This window comes from Microcoleus sp. N9_A1 (genome assembly GCF_036701795.1).
Classification (GTDB): domain Bacteria; phylum Cyanobacteriota; class Cyanobacteriia; order Cyanobacteriales; family Microcoleaceae; genus Microcoleus.
In genome coordinates this window covers 1-3756 of record NZ_JAUBRI010000155.1, presented here as the reverse complement: position 1 = coordinate 3756, position 3756 = coordinate 1, and the positions used below count along the sequence as shown (strand labels likewise).

General features: G+C 44.9%; 4 protein-coding genes. All 4 read right to left on the bottom strand.

What is annotated here, in order from left to right:
* Window positions 1-33: 33 nt before the first annotated feature.
* Window positions 34-225: a hypothetical protein gene (locus QUA58_RS30970; protein WP_333397959.1), complete on the bottom strand. Its 192-nt coding sequence runs from the start codon at window positions 223-225 to the stop codon at window positions 34-36.
* On the bottom strand, window positions 212-571 hold the full coding sequence (locus QUA58_RS30965; RefSeq protein ID WP_333397958.1) for a hypothetical protein: 360 nt from the start codon (window positions 569-571) through the stop codon (window positions 212-214). The genes QUA58_RS30970 and QUA58_RS30965 overlap by 14 nt, the downstream gene beginning before the upstream one ends.
* A 260-nt stretch (window positions 572-831) precedes the next feature.
* Window positions 832-1509 carry a CHAT domain-containing protein gene (locus QUA58_RS30960; RefSeq protein ID WP_333397960.1) on the bottom strand — a complete coding sequence of 226 codons (678 nt, stop codon included), beginning with the start codon at window positions 1507-1509 and terminating at the stop codon, window positions 832-834.
* Between the two features lie 36 nt (window positions 1510-1545).
* The gene (locus QUA58_RS30955) at window positions 1546-3489 is read right to left on the bottom strand and encodes a hypothetical protein (protein WP_333397957.1); all 1944 of its coding nucleotides are present in this window, start codon (window positions 3487-3489) and stop codon (window positions 1546-1548) included.
* Window positions 3490-3756 lie beyond the last annotated feature (267 nt).

The window sequence follows — 3756 nt, the reverse complement described above, 5'->3', positions numbered from 1 at the left end:
TGTCGCTCATTTTTCTGTGTAAAAAAAGGTCTCTTATGTTCTTTTACCACATAATGTTACTATTTTGGAGATGTCTACTGCTAATTTATCTTGCAATATCTCGTTGCACTTGTCCCACAGTTTGGTTAATTCTACAGGAGAACTCGACTCTGTTTCTGGGGGTTTGCAGAGGTGATAGGCAAATAGATAGACGTTGGGGGCATAGATTTTGCTATTTTGAGTCATTGCCTTTATCTAATTTCTGTGCATCGAGTTGTCGAAGTTTTTCGCAAGCTTCTTCAATGGCTTGACGCAGAGTTTGAGTAGTATTGGTTAACATCTGTTGTGTAGTTGGGGTGAGTTCGCCCGCATCGTCGAAATCTTTCCGCGCTTGTTCTCTTAATATATCTCCCAATCCATTATGGGCGCACCACTTGCTGATAGTCATAGCAATCGGGAATAATTCATCATCGGCTGATTCAGCTATTTCTGTATCTAGTTTGGGTAAATCTTGCCATGCTGTCGGCATGAAAATGCTGGGATTTTCGTGTAGCCATTTCAGAAAGATAAGGATCACTTTTTCGGGTTCCATAAAACCGTTCTCCGTTAATAAAATACAGGTTCGCAGTCAGGACTTTAGTCCTTATTCCTGGTTCGCAGTGAGGACTTTAATTCCCAAACTGTGTCAAAATCACCGTTTTGCTCGCAGTCCGCCAGGGGTTAAAACCCCTGTCTAATAGCGAAAGTCCTCTGAAGAGGACTGATGAGTTCTTCAGTCCTCTTCAGAGGACTTCAGCTTTGAGGCAGGGGTTTTAACCCCTGTCGGTCTTTGAGGTTAATTTGTGTTTCCACTTAATATCCAGTAGCACAGAATGCCGCCCAATACTTGGGATGGCTAAACGGCTGTTCCTCTGGGTATAATACTAACCACAGTTCCACACTTTGCCGCGATTTTTTATCTAAATTTAAGGATTTAACCCAAACTTCAAAATCCTCGCGGCTGACTGCGCGCATCCAGTTTTGGGCGCAGTTCAAAGCGACTGCTACTGAAACTTCAGGTTGCAATTCCTGATAAAATTTTATCATTAAAATCGCCGTCCCAAAATCATCGACCGACCACAATGTACTCACAACATTCATACTCCCAGCATACAAGAAGCCGCTGGGTAAACCAATGTATTCATCAGTCATTTCTGTTGAGCTGGTTAACCCAGTTTCGCAGGCGGAGAGTGTCACGAGGTTGCACCTACTTAACTCTAAATCGGCAAAGATTTCTCGCAAGGTTAGGCATTTTTCCGGGTTGGCTTTTCGCCCGCTTCGCATTGTGACATAGCGGGGAGTTTCGGGCGATTCGGGCGGGCACGGGGGCACCGCCCCTACGGTTGATTCGATGGAATCGGCTAGGGCTAGAAGGGACAGCAGCGGATAGTCAAAGTTAAAGACTCCGTGGCCGGAAAAGTGGATGTAACTGGCATTAGAGAGATTTTTGAGGTTTTCGTTAAAGGCGATTTTTGTGGCTTGTTGTTTGATTAATATGTCATGGGGATTGAATCTTTGTTTAATAATTTATACTTCCATGTCGGCGTTTGATAAATCTTCGGTGGGATTCTGAATCGCAAATAATGGTTGCAATTCGGGGGCGGGAGATGTGCGGGTTTTGCTGCGGTTTTGTACGAGTTGCAGCAGTTGCAAGCTGGGGGCGTATTTCACGCCGTCGGGGAAGCAGTCTAGGAGGTTTCCGCGAAAATTCGTTTGTTGAGTAAACCGGGTTTGCGATGTGAATGGTAGGGCGTGGAGGGGGAATAAGTGCAGGTAGCGGTGAGGTACTAATATTAGTTGGCGGCAATCATTGGGGATTTTGGCGACTATCTCGTTTAGCCGCAAGATTTCGGAGAGTTTTTGGAGTTTGTCGGATAAGGTTTGTTGCCAGATTTTTTGTTTGGCTTTGTCGCGGTATTCGTTGAGATAGTCGTTTTTCCAGGTTTCTAATTCGGCTAATTCGGCGACGGTGATTGGTACTAAGTCTATTTTGTTGTGGGTGATGATGAAGGCTGATCCTCCCCAGTCGAGGGCGGGCACGGGGGCACCGCCCCTACGAAGGGGGGATTTGAAGTTGCCGATGTACCATTCTACAATTGCTGTTTTTGTGTCTAATGTTTTCTGGAATTCGGCGATGTTTATGGGTTTGACTGCTTGGGTTAGGGTGAATTCGGGTTCGCGCTGTTTTATCTGTTGCAGCAATTGTTCTAATTGCTGCAATGCTGTTGCTAAGTTGTCTGTTTGTTGTTGCAGTGATTCGGGGCTTAGATTGCGGATTTGAGTTGCGCGTTGTGTACCGGAGTCTTCGGGAACCCCCCCCGCCCCCCCTTTGCTAAGGGGGGGAGAAAGAGTGGGAGAGGATGTTTCTGTTTCTAGGAATTGTTGGGAGGCGGCGATTTGGCGGCGCAAGTCTCTCAGTTGCGGTTTTTCGGTTTCGGTGGCGGTTTTGGGATAGATTTCGCTGTTGGTGAAGAGTTCGACTAGGTAGCGGGATTTGCTGCGTTCTACGGTTTGGACGGCTTTGTGATATTGTTTATGGTTGATGCAGGATTGCATCATTTTTTCGTAGATATCGAGGTTTTCTTCGATGATTTCTCGTTTGCGGTTGTCGGATGTTATCCACTCGCGGCTTTGTTCGACTGCTTCGATGGCTTTTTCGTAGCCGAATATGGCTGTTTCCCACAAACTTTCTCTCAATCCTAAATCGCCTAGATTTCTGCCTGTTTCCAAACAGTCAATTGGCAAAGTTGTGGGAGTGCGAACTTGTAAAGCTGCTTCCCAAAGTCGGATTGCCCTTGCTATATTCTTATTCTTATTTACTTTGAGTCTATTTCTGTAGGCATTTACTAAATTATTTTTAGTAACCGCCAAATCTTGCGTAAAAGCTTTGCGGGTGCAAACTTCTAAAACAGCTTCATAAAGTACGATCGCTCTTCCGATATTCTCACCCCGTTCTTTCTTGATTCTGTCACTGTAAGCAGCAGCCAAATTATTTTGAGTATCAGCCCAATATTGGGGAAAAGCATCGCGGGTAATAACTTGTAAAGCAGCTTCATAAAATGCGATCGCCTTTTCGATATTCTCACCCCGTTCTCCTTTGATTCTCCTATAGTAAGCAATTGCTATATTATTTTGAAATATTGCCCAATTTTCTGGGTAAGCTGCGCGGGTAAAAATAGTTAATCCTATATCCAGACAAGCAATCGCAACCTCTATGTTGCTTGCCCGACTGCCTTGCTGAAAACTTGAAAATGTTATATCTAAATTGGATAAAATATTAGCAAGATTGTCTGCTTGGTCTGCATCCAAGTTTTCCAGAATTTGAGTTGCCCACTCTCGCAGATATCGGGCAAAATCATCGTCTAATAATTCGAGATTGGCTTGCAGGATGGCGGTTTGTTCGTCGGTGTCCCAGCAGGTGAGGAGAGATTCAATCAGGGTGAGATAGGCTTGCCGACGTGGTTGGTTCATTTTTTGCTACCCATGTTTGTTGAATTTTACATTTTTTGTGGGGGGAAATCAAGGGAGTTTTTAACCGCAGATGTTGGCGGATGGACGGGGATGGACGCAGATGTAAGGGCCAAAATATGCGGTAGCAGCCTGCGGAGATTCTGGCAGACGGAAGCGATCAAATTGAGGATTAAGCCTCGATCCCCCCTAGCCCCCCTTTTTAAGCTATGCTTTATAAACATCTTTCTTAACAATAAATTTGACAAAAATTAGCATCTGTGCTATTCA